We start from the raw sequence: 14,896 nt of genomic DNA, 5'->3' as shown, positions 1-14,896 counted from the left end.
GGGTTCAGGCCACCAGCCTGCGCGGCATCCCCAGTGCTTCGTCGACTGCATCGAGGAACATTTCGGCGCAGGCCTGCCAACTATAGCGCATCGCGCGCTGGCGCGCCTCGGCGCGATCGACGTGAAGCGCCTTCATCGCCGCCTCGCCCAGGTCATTCGACACAGCCCCACCGACGCCATCGCCGACAATGTCGACCGGCCCGGTTACCGGAAAAGCGGCGACGGGCGTTCCGCTGGCCAGCGCCTCGATGATGACGTTGCCGAAAGTATCGGTGCGGCTCGGGAAGACGAAGGCATCGGCAGACGCGTAGATCTCGGCCAGTTCGTCGTTCGGACGGTGGCCGAGGAAATGCGCCTTGGGATAGCGTGCCTTGAGTTTTGCCAGTTCCGGTCCTTCGCCGACGATAACCTTGCTGCCGGGCAGGTCGAGGTCGAGGAAGGCGGTGAGGTTCTTTTCGATCGCGACACGGCCGACGCACAGGAAAACCGGGCGGGCAAATTCGGTTTCCTTGCGTCTGTCCGGCCGGAAATGGTCGGTGTCGACGCCGCGCGTCCAGGGTCTCAGCTTGTTGAAGCCACGTGCTGCGAGATCGTCCGCCAGCGATTGCGTTGCCACCAGCGTGCCCTGTCCGGAATTGTGGAAGTCGCGCAGCCAGCTATAGGCCCAGCTCTCCGGCACCGGTAGGCGGGCGCTGAGATATTCGGGAAAGCGCGTGTGGTAGCTGGTGGTGAAGGGACGCCCGATCCTGCGGCAATGGCGGCGCGCCATGATGCCGAGCGGACCCTCGGTGACGATGTGGATATGGTCGGCCTTGGCGGCCTCGATCAGGCGCGCGACATGGCCCGGTGTCGTCAGCGCAAGCCGGATGTCGGGATAGGTCGGCATCGGCAAGGTGCGAAAGAGGTTGGGCGTCAGGAAATCGAGCTCGACGTCGAACGGTTTCAGCGCCTCGGTGAGGCGCTCCAGCGTGTGCACCACGCCATTGACCTGCGGCCGCCAGGCGTCGGTGACCATCAGGATGCGCATGGCGATCCCGATACGCATAGCGATCCCGATACGCATGGCGGCCCTTTGCCGCTATAATTCCGGAACGGCAACCAGGCAGCGGTCCGCGCCTCGCTCCAGCGCACCCGGGCAGGCGCGGGATCGAAGCGGGGCGGCAGGGCCGAATCAGCAGAGATCGCGCGCTTCATGCGCGCTCTTGACCATGATTTCATGACGGGCGGATGAAGCTGCTTTTTGATTGAGCATGAATCGTATCCGAACCGAAGGCTCGGGATCATGCTCCGGCTATGCTGGTACTTTGATCACTGCGCGCAGGCCGCCGAGCGGGCTGTCCTCGAGACTGATGTCGCCGCCGTGGCTTCGGGCGATGTCGCGGGCGATCGACAGGCCGAGCCCGGTGCCGCTGGCATCGAGATTGCGCGCCTCGTCGAGCCGCAGGAACGGCTTGAACACCTCTTCACGCTTGTCGGCAGCGATGCCTGGGCCGTCATCGTCGATGGTGACGGTGAGTGAGCCGCGGCCGTGATTGGCATGGACCTCGACCGTCTTGGCGTAGCGAAAAGCGTTGCCGATGACATTGGACAGGAGCCTGGCGAAGGCGTTCGGCCGCACATGCACCGCCGGATCGCCGGTCAGCGTCGTCGTGAGCTTGCAGCCGCGCAATTGCGCTTCCTCGCCGAGCTTCTGGAGATAGGTCTTGAGATCGAAGCGGCCGGTGTCCTCGGCGGCCTCGCCACGGGCAAAGGAGAGATAGCCTTCCAGCATCGACTGCATGTCGTCGATGTCCTGGTTGAGCGCGGCCTTGGTCTCGGACTTGCCGCCGGCCAGCGCCAGCTGCAGCTTGAAGCGGGTGAGGATGGTCCTCAGGTCGTGGCTGACGCCGGTCAGCATGGCGGTCCGCTGCTCGATCTGGCGCTCGATACGCTCGCGCATCTGGATGAAGGCGAAACCGGCGCGGCGGACTTCCTCGGCGCCACGCGGGCGGAAATCGCGCGGCATCGGCCTGCCCTTGCCGAAACTCTCGGCAGCTTCGGCGAGCGTCAGGATCGGCCTGATCTGATTGCGCAGGAAGGGGATGGCGATCATCAACAGCACCAGCGAGGTGCCGACCATCCAGATCAGGAAGATGTGGGTGTTGGAGGCATAAGCCTGGCTGCGCCGCACGAAGACGCGCAGCACCTTGCCTTCAAGCTGGACGCGGACCTCGACGACGTTGGAATTGCCGACCGTGTCGATCCAGAACGGACGATTGATCTGCTTTGTGATCTCCGACGATAAGGCCTCGTCGAGGATCGAGAAGAACGGTTTCGGGCCGGGCGGCGGCAGCGGGTCGGGCGGCAGAAGGTCGACCTTCAACTGCATCCGGTCCTGGGCGATGCGGATGATGTTGGCGTAGTCGGCGTCGTGCGGATAGGTCTCCATCATGTCGATGACGGCCGCTATATCCGAGATAGTCGCCTGCGACAGGCGCTGGGTGACCGTCTGCCAGTGGCGCTCCATGAAGACGAAGGCGACGACCGACTGCAAAAGGATCATCGGCGCGATGACGATGATCAGCGAGCGGGCGTAGAGCCGCTTCGGCATATAGAGCGCGACCAGGCGCCAGAACCGGTTCCAGGCGCGCGGCATCGCCCTCAGCGTGCGCCTCGCGAGTACGCCGAAGCCGCCGTCCTTGGGCTTTTCCAGTTGCGTGGTCGCCATTCGCCCTTCCGCTCGTCGATGGCCTGTTCAGCAAAGGGCCTTCGACGCTAACTTATTCCACGCTGAGCCGATACCCAATACCGCGCACCGTCTGCAGCCACACCGGGTTGGACGGATCGCGCTCGATCTTGCGGCGCAGCCGGTTGATCTGGACATCGATGGTGCGCTCGCCGACATCCGACTCATCGCCCACCAGCTCATGGCGCGGTATGGTCTCGCCGGCCCGAGCCGCGAAGATCGCCAGGATTTCCTGCTCGCGGTCGGTCAGCTTAAGCGCCTCGCCGCCGCGCTTCAATTCGCGCTTGGCGATCTGGAACGTGTAGGGTCCAAACACAAGCTGCTCCACCTTCGGCGTCGACGCCGGGCCGCCACGGCGCAGGATGTTGTTGATGCGCAGGATGAGCTCGCGCGGGTCGAATGGTTTTGGCAGGTAGTCATCGGCGCCGGCTTCCAGCCCGGTGATGCGGCTGTCGGTCTCGGACAGCGCCGTCAGCATCAGGATCGGCACGTTCTTGTCGGCCCGCAGCGCCTTGGTGAGGTCGACGCCGGTTTCGCCAGGCATCATGACATCGAGCACCAGAAGGTCGAAGTCGAGACCGGCGAGCTTGCGCCTGGCCTCGCCGGAATTGCCGGCAACGGTGACGCGAAAACCGTTCTCGGACAGATACTGCTTGAGCAGGTTGCGGATACGCGTGTCGTCGTCGACAACCAGAAGATGCGGCGCGTCATCGTCGGGCGCGGCCGGATGATCAACCTTCTCAATGGTCTCCATGGTTCTTCCCCGATGTTTGCGCAGGCACAATGTCGATCTGCGCTCTTAGTTCCGGATTGACCATCGCTTCCAGGAATCGCTCGATCGTGGCGCGTTCGGTGGTTCCGGAGTCTTCCAATGCCGCACGGATGCGGCGCGACTGTGGCCGCGCCAGAGCCAGGGCCAGGGCGCGGCCCTTGGCGGTCGGGTAGAGTTCGCGCTGCCGGCGGTCGCGCGGACCCTGCACCTGGACGATATGGTCGGTGTCGATCAGCTGCTTCAAAACCCGCGCAAGGCTCTGCTTGGTGATCTTCAGCACATCGAGCAGTTCGGCAACGGTAAGGCCCGGCCTGCGGTTGACGAAGTGCAGCACACGATGATGGGCGCGGCCGAAGCCGTAATCGGCGAGGATCTGGTCCGGATCGGAGGTGAAGTCGCGATAGGCGAAGAAAAACAGTTCGATGATGGCGAAGTCGATGCCGTCCTCATCGGTGATGGCCGTCCTGATCGGTTTTCCGGCTGCGGGGCTCGTCATCATTTCTCCATGCGAGGCGGAATTATGTCAGTACTATTGACGTAATTTCCGGGCAATGATAATTTTTGACAAGCTTTTCGGCGGATTGCGAACGAAAAGGCAAGAGGAAGCCTTTTTTCCGGAACTTCCTGAGTTTGCCACGGATTGAATATCCGCCTACGCTTTCAAGCACTGGCCAGCGTTTCGGATCCTGTGGCGGGACCGGCGCGAAAGGCCATATGACACAACGATTTGCGGGCGCCCGCCCGCGGGAGGTTTCCATGGCATCCGTTCCCTTCGATCAATTGGACGGCTTCATCTGGATGAACGGCGAGTTCGTCAAATGGGCCGACGCCAAGATTCATGTGCTGACACATGGCCTGCACTATGCCAGCGCCGTCTTCGAGGGCGAGCGCGCCTATGGCGGCCAGATCTTCAAGTTGACCGAGCATAACGAGCGCCTGCATGAATCGGCGCGCCTGCTCGGTTTCAAGATTCCCTATCCGGTCGCCGAGATCGACGAGGCCTGCCGCACGCTCCTGAAGAAGCAGGGTTTTCAGGACGCCTATGTGCGTCCGATCGCCTGGCGCGGCAGCGAGCAGATGGGCGTCTCGGCGCAGAACAACCGCATCAACTGCGCTATCGCCATCTGGCAGTGGCCGAGCTATTTCGACCCGGCGCAGAAGCTCAAGGGCATCCGCCTCGATGTCGCCGAATGGCGCCGGCCCGATCCGCGCACCGCGCCGTCCAAGTCGAAGGCCGCCGGCCTCTACATGATCTGCACGCTGTCCAAGCATGCCGCCGAGGCCAAGGGCTATGCCGACGCCATGATGCTGGATTGGCGCGGCCAGGTGGCGGAAGCCACGGGCGCCAATATCTTCTTCGTCAAGGACGGCAAGATCCATACGCCGACGCCCGACTGCTTCCTCGACGGCATAACCCGCCGCACGGTGATCGGCCTGGCGAAGGACCGCGGTTTCGAAGTGATCGAGCGCACCATCATGCCGGAGGAACTCGAAGGTTTCGAGCAGTGTTTCCTCACCGGCACCGCAGCCGAGGTCACGCCGGTTTCGGAGATTGGGCCGTACCGATTCGAGGTCGGCGAGATCGCCAAGACGTTGATGAATGACTATTCCGCTGCGGTGCAACCAAAGCACGCCATCGCCGCAGAATAGCGATAGTCACAGCTTTTTTGTGCAATAGGGGCGGTTTTCCAGCCGCCCCTTTTATTTAAGCGCTCGCGCATTTGACTTTCGAACAATTCGGCGTCTCATGATGGCGTCGGCCCGAGGAGGCTGGCGGCTATGGAGGGACTAGGTACATGGATACGAACACGCTTGTTGCGATCGTTATTCAGGTGATTACGGGTGTTATCGGCGGTCAGGCAGTCGGCGCGGCGCTGAAAACGGCGGCGTTGGGTCAGCTTCCTAAAATCCTCGGCGGCGCCATCGGCGGCGTCGGCGGCGCGGCCATCCTGGGTAGCCTGCTCGGCGGCGGTACGGTCGATCCGGCGGCGGCTGCGGCGGCAGCGGGCGGATTGGGCAGCGCGCTGAACATCCCAAACATCGTCGGCGGCGCCGGCGGTGGCGCCATCCTGACCGCCATCATCGGCGCGGTCATGGGCGCGATGAAAAAATAGGCCCAGATATCCCCTTCGGGCCTTCGCATGGGCGGCTCCGGCCGCCCATTTCTTTTCGAGGATTATTCGCTCCGGTCAACGGTGGACGCGGCTCGCCATGGCCTCTAAATCAGGGGCCTCTACATCAGGGCGACATCTCGAAAGGAAAGCCATGGGTCAGCTCAATGCCGGCATCGTGCCGGTCACGCCCTTCCAGCAGAATTGCACCATTCTCTTCGACATGGACGACAAGAGCGGCGTCGTCGTCGATCCCGGCGGCGATGTCGACAAGATACTGTCCGCGCTGAAGGACAATGCCATCAACGCCGGCGCAATCTGGATCACGCACGGCCATATCGACCATGCCGGCGGCGCGATGGAGCTGAGGGAGGCACTGGGCATCGACATTATCGGCCCGCACGCCGCCGACAAGATGTTGCTCGACAATCTCGAGAACCAGGGCAGGCGCTATGGCATTTCGGGCGTGCGCAACTGCGTGCCGGACCGTTTCCTCACCGAAGGCGAGACGGTGTCGTTCGGCAATCATCAATTCGAGGTGCTGCATTGCCCGGGGCACGCGCCGGGCCACGTCGTCTATTTCAACCGGGAAGCGAAATTCGCGCATGTCGGCGATGTGCTGTTTCGCGGCTCGGTCGGGCGCACCGATCTGCCCGGCGGCGACCATGCCGCGCTGATCGCCTCGATCAAGGACAAGCTGCTGCCGCTTGGCGACGATATCGGTTTCATCTGCGGCCATGGCCCGGGCAGTCGTTTTGGCGACGAGCGGCGGACCAATCCCTTTCTGACCTGACCTTGCAAGCAAAAGAAAAGCGCCGCTGGAGGCGGCGCTTTTCCTGGGCAGGGAACCCAGCCGGATGGAAGGCTACAGCGACGGCGCCGAACCTGACCGTTTCACTGTTTGCTGCTGTCAGTTGGCGACGCAGAAATGCTGGTCGCCGTCATTGCCGGTGAAGGTGCCGGTCCGGGAATTGAAGCTGCGGTAGCGATCCGAGCAATACTCGTACCAGGCCCGGGTCCACGGCTCGGCATAGCGGTCGGCATAGACGACGCGCGGCTGCTGCACGTAGTAGCGACGCACCGGCCGGTCGACATAGTAGCCGTCATCATAGGCCGGGTCGTAATATCTCGGGCCGGGGTTGCTGAGCGCGCTGCCGATCAGGGCGCCTGCCGCGAGGCCGACAACGCCGGCTGCGAGGGCGTCGCCGCCGCGATCACGATGATGGTGCCAGCGCCAGTCATCGGCATTGGCGGCCGAGAAGGTGGCCAAAGTGGTCGCGGCAATGCCTGCGGTCAGGATGGCGGTCTTGAGAAAACGGTTCATTTTCGGTCTCCTTCGCACCGGTCCGCGCATTTTTCAGGGGATGCGGACCGGCTTTAGCAAAGGTTAATAGAGGACCGTGGCTGAACGGAGGCTGAACAGAAATCGGCATGACCGATTTTTCGAGGCCAGGGCACAATCCATTCAGGGCGGGAGATGGCCCGCCTCAACAGCCTCCGTCGGATCCGTCGTGAGCCGGCTTAGCCGATTGACAGATTGACGGCCTTCGGACCCTTGCCGCGCTTGTCAGGCTCGGTGTCGAATGTGACTTTCTGCCCATCCTCAAGACCGGGAAGGCCCGACGCCTGCACAGCCGAGATGTGGACGAAGACATCCTTCGCGCCATCATCGGGCGTGATGAAGCCGAAGCCTTTGGCATGGTTGAAGAATTTGACGGTGCCGGTCTGCGGCATGGGAAACTCCTTTGGTCCCATCAAGTCAAGTCTCGGGCCGGCAAACTGCCCGAAAGGAAATTTGTCCTTTATTTTAGCGCTATCGGCAAGAGAAAGTTTTCGCCTGCCGATCCAAGCATTTGCGTGCAAAAAAGGCGCGACGAAACCGTCGCGCCTTCGCAATTTCGGGCCTGTCGAGAAGCCTGTTCATCATCCTGCCGCATCATTGCATCCGCAAGGACTGGCCGGTTGCGTCGATCAGGCGGCGCGCAGGTTGACCGCCTTCGGGCCTTTGCCCATGCGGTCCGGTTCGACGTCGAAGGTAACCTTCTGGCCGTCGACCAGCGTGCGCAGGCCGGAAGCCTCGATCGCGGAGATGTGGACGAACACGTCCTTGGCGCCGCCATCGGGCGTAATGAAGCCGAAGCCTTTGGTGGCATTGAAGAACTTTACGGTGCCGGTCTGGGCCATTGGGGAAACTCCTTCACCCGTCAGTCTTGTGGTTTGCCCGCTGCCTAGCGCCTCAGGCAATTCCCGGTGGTTGCTTCGGCGGTCATGCATTTGCGCATGGTCAAACCCCCCGCCGAAAAACGGGGCTGTCAGAGATTCACACTTGTCGGGGAAAGGTCGTCCAAAACGTTCCGCTCTCCGGGTCGCAAATGCCCGAACGGGGAAATTTATTACACGGAAACGTGATGGTTGCAAGACAGCGGTCGCGGAAGGCCCGCGGCTCGTCCAACGCAGGGTCTCGATAGACCCGGCCTCATCACCGGTCATCGGCCAGAGACGGGCCAAGCATGGGCCAGCGAAGGCATTCGAATGCGGGCATTCAGCCTTTGCGTTTGCCGCGGAGGATGCAAGGATATCGCGAGCCGGCATGGTGCGCCGGGACGGAGGAGGGACACATGCGATTTCTTGCGATCTCCCGGCAGGGCCTTGTCATTTTCATCCTGTCCGCGCTGCTGGCGGCCTGTACCGTCGTCGTCGACGATGGGCCGGGTCCGCGCCCGCCCAGGCCGCGTCCACAGCTCTGCACCATGCAATACCAGCCGGTCTGCGCCCGGCGCGACGGCGACCGCCAGACCTTCGCCAATGCCTGCCTGGCCGAAAGGGAAGGGTACCGCATCGTGCGGGACGGTCCTTGCCGCGGCGGCGGTGGCGGCGGCGGAGAACAAACTTTCTGCACGCGCGAATACGCGCCGGTCTGCGCCAGGCGCAACGGGCAGGTGCGCACTTTCCCGAATGCATGCGAGGCCCGCGCGGCGGACTATCGCGTCGTTGGCGACGGGCCTTGTTGAGGAGACAACTGCGCCCGTCTCCGCAGGCGGAGATGGACATGGCAGCGCGCGTGGCGACGCTTAGTCTTGAATCTCTCGCCCGCATGGCTTAGGTCCGGCGGACCAACAAATACGGCAGGTTTCCCATTAACAGAGATCACAGAAGAGCGGCAAACGCGGGCGGCAAGCCAGGTGGTTCGGCGAGCCCGCTCGACCCGTATGTGCAAAAGGCGCTGCAACTGCACCAGGCGGGGCGCCGCCAGGAGGCCGAGGGGCTCTACCGGCAGGTATTGGGGCAGCAGCCGAACCATGCCGCCGCGCTGCATTTCCTCGGACTGCTGCTGCACCAGACCGGCAGGAGCGAGGAGGGGCTCGATCTCATCGAACAGTCGGTGACCTTGCAGCCCGAGAATGCCGACTTCCTCAACAATATGGGCACGGTCATGCGCGACCTCGGGCGCGTCGCCGCCGCGGTCGATTTCTTCCGCGGCGCGGTGGATATCCGGCCGGACCAGCTGGCCGCACGTGACAATCTCGGTTCGTCGCTGCGGCAGATCGGACAGCTCGACGCGTCCGAGGAGATCTATCGCGGCACGATCGGCCGCAACCCGTTCCATGTCCGCGCGCGTGTCGGTCTTGCCGAGACGATGCAGGAAGCCGGTCGGCTTGACGAGGCGATCACGCAGTTTCGCGAGGCGCTGTCGATCCGGCCGAAGGACGCCGAGCTTCTCTACGGGCTGGGCGTCGCGATGATGGAGAAGGGCAAGCTGGACGAGGCGACCGATCTCGCCCGCCAGGCGCTGGCGATCGCTCCGAACATGGCGAAGGCCTGGCTGCTGCTCACGCAGGTCAAACGCCAGGCCGAGCGCGACAAGGAGCTTTCCGGCATGGAGGCCGAGCATGCCAAGGCGCCCCAAGGCAGCCTGGCACGCATGCAGCTCTCCTTCGGCCTGGGCAAGGTCAATGACGACCTCAAGGACTATGGCCGCGCCTTCGACTATTTCGCCGAAGGCAACGCTATCCGTCGTCGAGGCATCGACTACGACCCGGTGCGCACGCGCAGCGAATTCGAGGCGATGAAGGCGGCCTTCGACAAGGCCTTCTTCGACGGGCACAAGCCCAGCGACATTTCCGACGACACGCCGATCTTCGTCGTCGGCATGCCGCGCTCCGGCACGACGCTGATCGAGCAGATCATCGCCAGCCATCCGCAGGTGTTTGGGGCGGGCGAGCTGGGCATCCTGAAGACGGCCGTCGGCAAGCAGTTTCCGATGAGCATGCCAGGCGGCTTCCCCGCCGGGATAGCCGACATGCCCGACAGCGCTTTTGCCGAGGCGGGGCAGGCCTATCTCGACATGCTGCATGCCCGCTATCCGGGATTGCGCCATGTCACCGACAAGATGCCGGGCAACTTCCTGCTGGTCGGCTTCCTGCACATGATGCTGCCGAAGGCAAAGATCGTCCATTGCGCGCGCGATGCGGCAGCCACTTGCCTGTCGATCTTCAAGGTGCATTTCCGCGGCGATAGTCACCGCTACGGTTACGACCTCGGCGAACTCGCCGATTTCCACAATCTCTATGCCGACATCATGGCGCATTGGCACAAGGTGTTGCCGGGCGTCGTGCACGATGTGCGTTATGAGGATTTCGTCGCCGACCAGGAAGGGCAGACACGGGCGCTGATGGCGCATCTCGGCCTGCCCTGGGACGACAAGGTGCTGTCGTTCCACGAGACGGACCGGCCGGTGCGCACCGCATCGGCGGCGCAGGTGCGCCAGCCGATGTATCAGGGCTCGGTCGATCTGTGGAAGCGCTATGGCGACAGGCTGAAGCCGCTGCTGGACAAGCTAGGCTGACCTTGAGGTGAGGCCGGCCTGCGAATAGCGGTTCCCTGCGCTTCCGGCCTTCGCCGGCCAAAGCACTCGTGAGTGGCGTGGCAGTTAAACTAAGGCTACGGCCAGCGTAGGCCGGTGCTCACGTACGTTAAGTACGCTTCGCTCCGGTTCTCGGGAACCACCATTCTCGACTCGGCCTGACCTCAATCTCAACCCAGCTTGGGGCCGAGTTGCTCAAAGCTCGACGAATGGCTGGAAGCCGCCGAAGATCATGCGCTTGCCGTCGAACGGCATGGCGGACCAGTCCATCTTGAGACGCTCATCGGCCATCACCTTGGCCATGACCGCATCGCGGCTCTGCCTCGATTCATAGACCACCCAGGCGAAGACGACGGTCTCGTCGTCCTTCGCCTGCACGGCGCGCGGGAACGAGGTCAACTCGCCATAAGGCACGTCGTCGCCGACGCATTCGACATAGGCGAGCGCGCCGTGCTCCATCCAGACGGCGCCGCCTTTCTCAGCCATTTTCTTGTACGCATCGAGATTTGCCTTCGGCACGGCGAGCACGAAGCCATCGACATAGGACATGGCGGTCTCCTCTTTGGTTGCAACCTTTCCTTCCCCCCTTGTGGGTGGATCGGCGCGCGCAGCGTCGAGACGGATGAGGGGTATTCCAGCTTGGCGCCAAGCTACCCCTCACCCGGATTGCCAGCCGAATTGCGAAGAGCAATTCGGGGCAATCCGACCTCTCACAGGGGGAGAGGCGGGCTTCAGCCATTCACTGGCGCGTTCATTGCCCAGGCGACGCCGAAGGGGTCTTTCACCTGGCCCCAGCGGTCACCCCAGAACATCACCTGCAGCGGGGTGACGACTTCGCAGCCGGTATCGACCGCGCGCTGCCACCAGGCATCGATATCGTAGCTGCCGAGATGGAGCTGCAGCGTGTAGCCCTGCGCCGCCTGATGCGGATGGCCGTGTTCCGGATAGGCATCGCACAGCATCAGCGTCGAGCCGTTGACGTAGAGATGGATGTGCATGGTGCGGCCCTTGTCGTCCGGCGGATAGGCAAACACTTCCTCGGCGCCGAAAGCCTTCTTGTAGAACTCGGCGGCCTTGGTGGCGCCATCGACCTGCAGATAGGGGGTCAATCCACCAAGGACCTTGGCGCGGGGCGGGGTCTGGTCGTTCATTCTCGTGTTCCTCTTCACGGGGTTGATCCGGCTTGCGGCCTGGGCGCTTCACCGTTTGACGGAAACGGCGAACCGCCCTATCTCTTTCGTTTCTACGCAATTCCAAACGGAAAACCGTTTCACACTTTTCCTGGAATGCTCTGAGGACGGATGAAGCGGCGGCGATCCTACATGGCCTTCGAAAATTTTTTAAAGCGCCGGTCGCAGACAGTTTGGGCGACCGGCGAGGCTGGAAGACAACTGCATCGAGAGTGCCACTTTATATGACCTTCGCCGAGAAGGTGGCGGTGCGGCGGCTTTCGCGCGTTTCGAAAATCTCCGGAAAGCCGATGTCCTTGCGCAGTTCTGCGGGCAGCGAAAGCAGGATGCGCTCGCTGCGGTGACGGGCACGCGCCTGCGCGTACCGGTTCGCAAGGCGGCCGATGGATGACAGTACCGACATGACAATTCTCCCTGGTTGACGCCAGCATCATCGTGCCGGCACCCCAAGGACGAGGCGGCAATTGGCGATCCGACAGATCGGCTCAATTTTTTTCAGAACACCGACGCGGCCAGCGCGGTGTCGTAATATTCCACCATCTCGATGATCTCGCCGTCGCGGACCGTCCAAAAATTGGCGGTGCGCATGACGAACTCCTCGCCGGTGGTGCGGCGCGTCATGTGGATCTCGACCTGCGCCGCGACCTTGTCGCCGCCGTCGATGATCTCGACCGGGACAACGTGCCGGTATTCGAAGTCATCGTCGAGCGCCAGGAGCCTCGCGAGGAATTCCTGCTTGCCGTGCGCGGTGCCGGCATGACGCGATTGCCGGGGATCGGCGATCCAGCGGAACAGGACATTCTCGGAGCAATGCGCCAGGGCGCCCTCGATGTCGCGGTCCGCATAGGCTTTGTAGAGATTGCTGATGATTTCCACTGCACGCATGGCCCGTTCCCTCCATGGCTAAGCAACTCAACATGCTCCTTTTTTAGCGAGTGGAAAAGTATTGCCGGCAATGCCGGGCCGGCAGATGTGCCATCTCTCAGCTTGGCGCTTCGGCGACGGAGCGGAAGAACTCCTGCGGGTCGTCGACTTCGGTCAGCCGCCGCTTCTCGATAAGCCAGAAGCGGTTGCCGACGGCACGGATGAAGGAGCGGTCATGCGAGGCAAGCACGCAGCTTGCCTGATACTTCAGCAATTCCGCCTCCAGCGCTTCCTGGCCGTCGATGTCGAGATGGTTGGTCGGTTCGTCGAGCAGGTAGAAGTTGGGGTTGGCGAGGCGCAGAACCAGCATCATCAGCCGTGCCTTCTGTCCGCCCGACAGAACGCCGATCTTCCTTTCCTGTATTTCGATGGCGACGCCGGCGCCGGCCAGCAGCGAGCGGGCGCGCTGCTCACCGACCTCGAACCGGCGCGAGACCATCGCCAACGGCGTGTCGTCGCCGTTGATGCCGGATAGCGACTGGTCGCTGTAGCCGAGCACGGTCGATGGCGTCACCTTGATATTTTCAACCGACCCTGGCTCGGCGATAGCGTTGCGGATCATCGCGATGAAGCGCGTCTTGCCGACGCCGTTGCGGCCAAGCAGCACGATGCGATCGTCCTGGCAGATGTGGCGCTTGCCGGTCCTGAACAGGAGCGTGCCGTCGGGCGTTTCGACGGCAGCGTCTTCCAGCGTGATCAGCACCTTGGCATGGGTGCCGCGGTTGGCCAGCCTGATCGCGCCGGCCGAGCGCTCGCGATGCGCCTGCACTGCCGCGTCCTCGAGCTTTTCCGCCCGTTCCTTGAGCTGCCTGGTTTTCACCGTCAAAAGGTCGCTGCCGGAATTGATGCCGATGTTGTTGAGCTTTGCGGCCTGCTTGCGCAACTGCTGGGCGACCCTCATGTCGCGCTCGAACTTGCGTGCCGTCGAGGCGTCAAGCTCGTCGAGTGCTTGCCGCGCCCGTGAATAGGGTAGCGCGAAGACCGGCGATTCTTCCGGACGCAGGAACAGCGTGCGGTTGGTGGCGACGTCGAGGAAGGCGCGGTCGTGGCTGGCAACGATCACCGGCACCTCGCGCGGCAGCGCGTTGAGCCATGTTTCCAACTGGCTGATCCTGGCGAGGTCGAGATGGTTGGTCGGCTCGTCGAGCAGGAGCACGTCCGGATCGGTGACCCAGACGCGGGCGATCAGCGCCAGCCGCTGCCAGCCGCCGCTGAGAGCGCGCACCGGCCGACCGCGCATGTCTTCCGGCACGTCGAGCGAATCCAGCACCACGTCGACGCGCCACAGCTCGCTGTGGCGTTGCTCTGCCGGCAAGGCATCGGCAACGACGTGGTGGAAGCTGCGGTCGAGCAATGCGTCAGCGACGGATTGCTCGACATGGCCGACACGCAGGCCGCGCGACCTGGTGATGTCGCCGGTGGTGGGTTCGAATTCGCCGGCCAGGCATCTGAGCAAGGTGGACTTGCCACGGCCATTGGCCGCGACGATGCCGAGGCGGTCGCCGGCGCCGATGGTGAGGTCGAGATTGGAGAACAGCGGCGCACTCATGGTGACGCCGAGGGATTTGAGGCTGATCAGGGCCATTTGGATTTCTCTGGTCTTGCCGGCACTTGATGGAGCATGATCTTTCCCGAAAACCGGTTCCCACTTTTCGGGATCATGCTCTGGCGGCTCAATGCACTTTGACGGTGCGCCGACAGGCCATCCGGCCAGGTTCAACGGCACCACGAAGGGCAGACCAAAAAATCGAAGCGGGGAAAATTCCCGGACCGTCCTGGTCAGCCCTGCAAGCAAGCTCGCAGGGCACAAATCGGGCCACGCTGACGATGGTGATCGATAGACACGCAGCCCTCCTTTCCAGACGTTCGAGTGTGGAGGAGCGATTACACCAAAGGCCGGGGTGAGGGCAAGTGAGCCACTTCAAGCGGCGACGGTGGAGTACTTGCCTTCTCCCCTTGTGGGAGAAGGTGGCCGAGCGAAGCTCGGTCGGATGAGGGGTGCTCCAGGGAACGCCAACCTCTCACTCCGCTGGAACACCCCTTGTATCTGCACGGACAGAGATTTGTGCAAGGAAAGCGACTGAGCCTCGAACCGGATGGCCATCCGATTCGAGGCTTGGCGAAGTCGCCCGACACCCCTGCGGCCACAACCGTGGATGAGCCTGGGATCTTCGCCTTCGTCACGCACGACCGAATAGTCGCTTGGCTCCAATCGTACGCACAAGGCAGGTTACCGTGAACAAGACCATCTGTGGAGTGGACGTTTCGAAAGAATGGCTCGATGCCCATGTCGAGCCGAGCGGGGCGGCG

General features: G+C 62.9%; 17 protein-coding genes. 5 read left to right on the top strand and 12 right to left on the bottom strand.

The annotated features are described in order from the left end of the window. Positions 1 to 4 precede the first annotated feature (4 nt). The 4 genes from YU3_RS0131535 to YU3_RS0131520 form a co-directional block, all read right to left on the bottom strand. Positions 5 to 1,027, bottom strand: coding sequence for a glycosyltransferase family 1 protein (locus YU3_RS0131535; protein WP_027169935.1), 1,023 nt, complete (start codon positions 1,025 to 1,027; stop codon positions 5 to 7). A 264-nt stretch (positions 1,028 to 1,291) separates the two neighbouring features. Beyond that, complete coding sequence (locus YU3_RS0131530) at positions 1,292 to 2,707, bottom strand: ATP-binding protein (RefSeq protein ID WP_027169934.1); 1,416 nt, start codon at positions 2,705 to 2,707, stop codon at positions 1,292 to 1,294. A gap of 52 nt (positions 2,708 to 2,759) precedes the next feature. After that, on the bottom strand, positions 2,760 to 3,479 hold the full coding sequence (locus YU3_RS0131525; protein ID WP_036259987.1) for a response regulator transcription factor: 720 nt from the start codon (positions 3,477 to 3,479) through the stop codon (positions 2,760 to 2,762). Further along, positions 3,466 to 3,993 carry a MarR family transcriptional regulator gene (locus YU3_RS0131520; RefSeq protein WP_027169932.1) on the bottom strand — a complete coding sequence of 176 codons (528 nt, stop codon included), beginning with the start codon at positions 3,991 to 3,993 and terminating at the stop codon, positions 3,466 to 3,468. Before YU3_RS0131520 ends, YU3_RS0131525 begins: the two co-directional genes overlap by 14 nt. 260 nt (positions 3,994 to 4,253) lie before the next feature. Here YU3_RS0131520 and YU3_RS0131515 point away from each other — a divergent pair, with 260 nt between their 5' ends. The 3 genes from YU3_RS0131515 (at position 4,254) to YU3_RS0131500 (ending at position 6,401) form a co-directional block, all read left to right on the top strand. Then, the gene (locus tag YU3_RS0131515; RefSeq protein WP_027169931.1) at positions 4,254 to 5,147 is read left to right on the top strand and encodes a branched-chain amino acid aminotransferase; all 894 of its coding nucleotides are present in this window, start codon (positions 4,254 to 4,256) and stop codon (positions 5,145 to 5,147) included. Positions 5,148 to 5,293: 146 nt separating this feature from the next. Beyond that, on the top strand, positions 5,294 to 5,611 hold the full coding sequence (locus YU3_RS0131510) for a hypothetical protein (protein ID WP_027169930.1): 318 nt from the start codon (positions 5,294 to 5,296) through the stop codon (positions 5,609 to 5,611). A 151-nt stretch (positions 5,612 to 5,762) separates the two neighbouring features. Continuing rightward, positions 5,763 to 6,401 carry an MBL fold metallo-hydrolase gene (locus tag YU3_RS0131500; RefSeq protein WP_027169929.1) on the top strand — a complete coding sequence of 213 codons (639 nt, stop codon included), beginning with the start codon at positions 5,763 to 5,765 and terminating at the stop codon, positions 6,399 to 6,401. Positions 6,402 to 6,518: 117 nt separating this feature from the next. Here the strand turns inward: YU3_RS0131500 and YU3_RS0131495 are convergent, their stop codons facing one another. The 3 genes from YU3_RS0131495 to YU3_RS0131485 all read right to left on the bottom strand — a co-directional run bounded on the left by YU3_RS0131495 (position 6,519) and on the right by YU3_RS0131485 (position 7,792). Further along, positions 6,519 to 6,932 carry a BA14K family protein gene (locus tag YU3_RS0131495; protein WP_027169928.1) on the bottom strand — a complete coding sequence of 138 codons (414 nt, stop codon included), beginning with the start codon at positions 6,930 to 6,932 and terminating at the stop codon, positions 6,519 to 6,521. 197 nt (positions 6,933 to 7,129) lie between these two features. Continuing rightward, positions 7,130 to 7,342 (bottom strand): cold-shock protein, encoded by a 213-nt coding sequence (locus tag YU3_RS0131490; protein WP_006202521.1) that lies wholly within the window; start codon positions 7,340 to 7,342, stop codon positions 7,130 to 7,132. 237 nt (positions 7,343 to 7,579) lie between these two features. Beyond that, positions 7,580 to 7,792, bottom strand: coding sequence for a cold-shock protein (locus tag YU3_RS0131485; protein ID WP_006202520.1), 213 nt, complete (start codon positions 7,790 to 7,792; stop codon positions 7,580 to 7,582). 434 nt (positions 7,793 to 8,226) lie between these two features. Here YU3_RS0131485 and YU3_RS0131480 point away from each other — a divergent pair, with 434 nt between their 5' ends. Both YU3_RS0131480 and YU3_RS0131475 read left to right on the top strand, forming a co-directional pair. Then, positions 8,227 to 8,619 (top strand): Kazal-type serine protease inhibitor, encoded by a 393-nt coding sequence (locus tag YU3_RS0131480; RefSeq protein ID WP_027169927.1) that lies wholly within the window; start codon positions 8,227 to 8,229, stop codon positions 8,617 to 8,619. Between the two features lie 200 nt (positions 8,620 to 8,819). Further along, complete coding sequence (locus YU3_RS0131475; RefSeq protein WP_027169926.1) at positions 8,820 to 10,454, top strand: tetratricopeptide repeat-containing sulfotransferase family protein; 1,635 nt, start codon at positions 8,820 to 8,822, stop codon at positions 10,452 to 10,454. Positions 10,455 to 10,667: 213 nt separating this feature from the next. Here the strand turns inward: YU3_RS0131475 and YU3_RS0131470 are convergent, their stop codons facing one another. The 5 genes from YU3_RS0131470 to YU3_RS0131450 all read right to left on the bottom strand — a co-directional run bounded on the left by YU3_RS0131470 (position 10,668) and on the right by YU3_RS0131450 (position 14,171). Next, positions 10,668 to 11,021 (bottom strand): DUF1428 family protein, encoded by a 354-nt coding sequence (locus YU3_RS0131470; RefSeq protein ID WP_027169925.1) that lies wholly within the window; start codon positions 11,019 to 11,021, stop codon positions 10,668 to 10,670. Positions 11,022 to 11,203: 182 nt separating this feature from the next. Next, positions 11,204 to 11,623: a glyoxalase/bleomycin resistance/extradiol dioxygenase family protein gene (locus YU3_RS0131465; protein ID WP_027169924.1), complete on the bottom strand. Its 420-nt coding sequence runs from the start codon at positions 11,621 to 11,623 to the stop codon at positions 11,204 to 11,206. A 259-nt stretch (positions 11,624 to 11,882) separates the two neighbouring features. Beyond that, entirely contained in the window at positions 11,883 to 12,065 is a 183-nt protein-coding gene (locus YU3_RS0131460; protein ID WP_027169923.1) for a hypothetical protein, read from the bottom strand. 92 nt (positions 12,066 to 12,157) lie between these two features. Next, the gene (locus YU3_RS0131455) at positions 12,158 to 12,547 is read right to left on the bottom strand and encodes a nuclear transport factor 2 family protein (RefSeq protein ID WP_027169922.1); all 390 of its coding nucleotides are present in this window, start codon (positions 12,545 to 12,547) and stop codon (positions 12,158 to 12,160) included. Positions 12,548 to 12,644: 97 nt separating this feature from the next. Further along, on the bottom strand, positions 12,645 to 14,171 hold the full coding sequence (locus tag YU3_RS0131450) for an ABC-F family ATP-binding cassette domain-containing protein (RefSeq protein WP_027169921.1): 1,527 nt from the start codon (positions 14,169 to 14,171) through the stop codon (positions 12,645 to 12,647). Positions 14,172 to 14,896: the final 725 nt, after the last annotated feature.

Source organism: Mesorhizobium sp. WSM3224, assembly GCF_000427725.1.
GTDB lineage: Bacteria > Pseudomonadota > Alphaproteobacteria > Rhizobiales > Rhizobiaceae > Mesorhizobium.
This window is presented reverse-complemented; position numbering and strand designations above follow the sequence as displayed.

What these genes read in the sequence shown, in the direction of transcription:
- YU3_RS0131525 (WP_036259987.1), bottom strand. Translation starts at nt 3,479, where the DNA reads ATGGAGACCATTGAGAAGGTTGATCATCCGGCCGCGCCCGACGATGAC.
- YU3_RS0131455 (WP_027169922.1), bottom strand. Translation starts at nt 12,547, where the DNA reads ATGCGTGCAGTGGAAATCATCAGCAATCTCTACAAAGCCTATGCGGAC.
- YU3_RS0131510 (WP_027169930.1), top strand. Translation starts at nt 5,294, where the DNA reads ATGGATACGAACACGCTTGTTGCGATCGTTATTCAGGTGATTACGGGT.
- YU3_RS0131490 (WP_006202521.1), bottom strand. Translation starts at nt 7,342, where the DNA reads ATGCCGCAGACCGGCACCGTCAAATTCTTCAACCATGCCAAAGGCTTC.
- YU3_RS0131530 (WP_027169934.1), bottom strand. Translation starts at nt 2,707, where the DNA reads ATGGCGACCACGCAACTGGAAAAGCCCAAGGACGGCGGCTTCGGCGTA.
- YU3_RS0131470 (WP_027169925.1), bottom strand. Translation starts at nt 11,021, where the DNA reads ATGTCCTATGTCGATGGCTTCGTGCTCGCCGTGCCGAAGGCAAATCTC.
- YU3_RS0131465 (WP_027169924.1), bottom strand. Translation starts at nt 11,623, where the DNA reads ATGAACGACCAGACCCCGCCCCGCGCCAAGGTCCTTGGTGGATTGACC.
- YU3_RS0131495 (WP_027169928.1), bottom strand. Translation starts at nt 6,932, where the DNA reads ATGAACCGTTTTCTCAAGACCGCCATCCTGACCGCAGGCATTGCCGCG.
- YU3_RS0131450 (WP_027169921.1), bottom strand. Translation starts at nt 14,171, where the DNA reads ATGGCCCTGATCAGCCTCAAATCCCTCGGCGTCACCATGAGTGCGCCG.
- YU3_RS0131520 (WP_027169932.1), bottom strand. Translation starts at nt 3,993, where the DNA reads ATGACGAGCCCCGCAGCCGGAAAACCGATCAGGACGGCCATCACCGAT.
- YU3_RS0131535 (WP_027169935.1), bottom strand. Translation starts at nt 1,027, where the DNA reads ATGCGCATCCTGATGGTCACCGACGCCTGGCGGCCGCAGGTCAATGGC.
- YU3_RS0131485 (WP_006202520.1), bottom strand. Translation starts at nt 7,792, where the DNA reads ATGGCCCAGACCGGCACCGTAAAGTTCTTCAATGCCACCAAAGGCTTC.
- YU3_RS0131480 (WP_027169927.1), top strand. Translation starts at nt 8,227, where the DNA reads ATGCGATTTCTTGCGATCTCCCGGCAGGGCCTTGTCATTTTCATCCTG.
- YU3_RS0131515 (WP_027169931.1), top strand. Translation starts at nt 4,254, where the DNA reads ATGGCATCCGTTCCCTTCGATCAATTGGACGGCTTCATCTGGATGAAC.
- YU3_RS0131500 (WP_027169929.1), top strand. Translation starts at nt 5,763, where the DNA reads ATGGGTCAGCTCAATGCCGGCATCGTGCCGGTCACGCCCTTCCAGCAG.
- YU3_RS0131460 (WP_027169923.1), bottom strand. Translation starts at nt 12,065, where the DNA reads ATGTCGGTACTGTCATCCATCGGCCGCCTTGCGAACCGGTACGCGCAG.